Origin of the sequence: Polaribacter sp., assembly GCF_965660385.1 — a bacterium.
Classification (GTDB): domain Bacteria; phylum Bacteroidota; class Bacteroidia; order Flavobacteriales; family Flavobacteriaceae; genus Polaribacter.
Window position 1 is genome coordinate 1 of record NZ_CBFHZT010000031.1, and the last position, 1,459, is coordinate 1,459.

A 1,459-nucleotide genomic window follows, 5' to 3' on the forward strand; every position below is an offset into this window, starting at 1 on the left:
GCCTTAGCTAAAATCACCAAAAGCTTGTTAGCTGTTGCAAGTACTGTTTTTGGTTTGTTTGCAAGTACTGTTATTAGTTGTTTGGGATTAAATATTATTGCTTCAGACCAGTATTTAGCCTTAGTAATACCTGGTAAAATGTTTAAAAAAGCCTACGAAGACAAAGGTTTAGCACCAGAAAATTTAAGTAGAACTCTAGAAGATTCAGGAACTGTAACTTCGGTTTTAATTCCTTGGAATACTTGTGGGGCTTATCAATCTGGAGTTTTGGGTGTTTCTGTAGCCGATTATTTTGTATATGCTATTTTTAATTATTTAAGTCCTTTTACCACCTTATTATTTGCTGCGCTTAATATTAAAATTAGACAATTGGTTAAGAAATAGCATGATTGTTAAAGCAAACGTTTCTGATGCAAAACGATTAACTGAAATTGCGTTACAAAGCAAAGCGTTTTGGGGATATTCTGAAGCGCTGATAGAAAGTTGGCGAGAAGACTTAACAGTTACTCCAACTATGTTTAAAGAATGGAATGTCTTTAAATTTATGATTGATTCTGAAATTGCAGGTTTCTATGTGCTCAACAGAGCCAATATCAGAACCAGTTTTCTAGAGTTTTTATTTGTTTCTCCAAAATTTATCAAAAAAGGGATAGGATCAGCATTGTTACATCATGCAATTGGCTATTGTAAAGATGGCAGTTCTGCAATTTTAAATGTGGTATCAGACCCGAATGCAAAGAGTTTTTATGCAAAGCACGGTTTTAAAATTATTGCAGAAACAGAGAGTTCAGTTTCTGGGCGATTTTTACCAGAAATGGAGTTTGAGATTGTTGAGAATATGTAATTTTTTCTTTTGATAAAAATAGATGTTTCAGAAAAAAAAGTATCGTTTAAATTTTGAACGATTACGTTTTGTTGTTCGTTTCTTTTTTTGAACCCAAAAGATTTAAAACTATTGAAATCAATAATAAAACCCAAGGTGTACCATGTAATACAACATCAAACCAATCTTGAGCTTGCATTCCTTTTTCTGGGTGAAATGCATTTCCGCCTAAAATCCATTGAATTTTGCCCCAAATATGTGGTGGATTAAAAGGCGCTAATCCTAAAGTTAAACTCGCTGCTAAAAAGAGTTTCCAATTTTCTTTGAGTTGATTTTTCATCTTTAGTTTGCTTAACTATGTTATTTATTTAAAATAACGTTTCTAAAATTTATAAATATTGCTTCTTAAAAAATTACTCTTTCTGGTAAATTCTAATAGGTAATTGGTATTTGGTCGTTACTTTGTAGCGTTGTTTGATAGCCGGAAAAACAGTGGGCAATTTGCTTACAGCAACTTGAATAATACTGTCTAATGCTGGTAATTCGGTTTTTATTTTTTCTGATGATTGCAGCGATTCAAAAATAATTTCTCCTTCAGTATTAATTATCAAATCTACCAAAACGGTTTCATCAATG

3 protein-coding genes and 1 pseudogene are annotated in these 1,459 nt (G+C 31.9%); 2 read left to right on the plus strand and 2 right to left on the minus strand.

Annotated features, from left to right (window positions below; translation table 11 throughout):
• Positions 1 to 384, plus strand: a 384-nt coding sequence (locus ACTG3V_RS10235) for a Na+/H+ antiporter NhaC family protein (RefSeq protein ID WP_439132069.1), incomplete at its 5' end; no start/stop codon positions are given.
• A 1-nt stretch (position 385) separates the two neighbouring features.
• Entirely contained in the window at positions 386 to 844 is a 459-nt protein-coding gene (locus tag ACTG3V_RS10240; RefSeq protein ID WP_439132070.1) for a GNAT family N-acetyltransferase, read from the plus strand.
• A gap of 61 nt (positions 845 to 905) precedes the next feature.
• On the opposite strand, the gene ACTG3V_RS10245 is transcribed toward ACTG3V_RS10240, so the two are convergent.
• Both ACTG3V_RS10245 and ACTG3V_RS10250 read right to left on the minus strand, forming a co-directional pair.
• Positions 906 to 1,163, minus strand: coding sequence for a hypothetical protein (locus ACTG3V_RS10245; RefSeq protein ID WP_439132071.1), 258 nt, complete (start codon positions 1,161 to 1,163; stop codon positions 906 to 908).
• Between the two features lie 73 nt (positions 1,164 to 1,236).
• Positions 1,237 to 1,459: pseudogene (locus ACTG3V_RS10250) on the minus strand (hypothetical protein); the annotation flags it as partial.

Excerpts from the sequence above, each read along its gene's own strand:
- ACTG3V_RS10245 (WP_439132071.1), bottom strand. The coding sequence starts at position 1,163 with ATGAAAAATCAACTCAAAGAAAATTGGAAACTCTTTTTAGCAGCGAGT.
- ACTG3V_RS10240 (WP_439132070.1), top strand. The coding sequence starts at position 386 with ATGATTGTTAAAGCAAACGTTTCTGATGCAAAACGATTAACTGAAATT.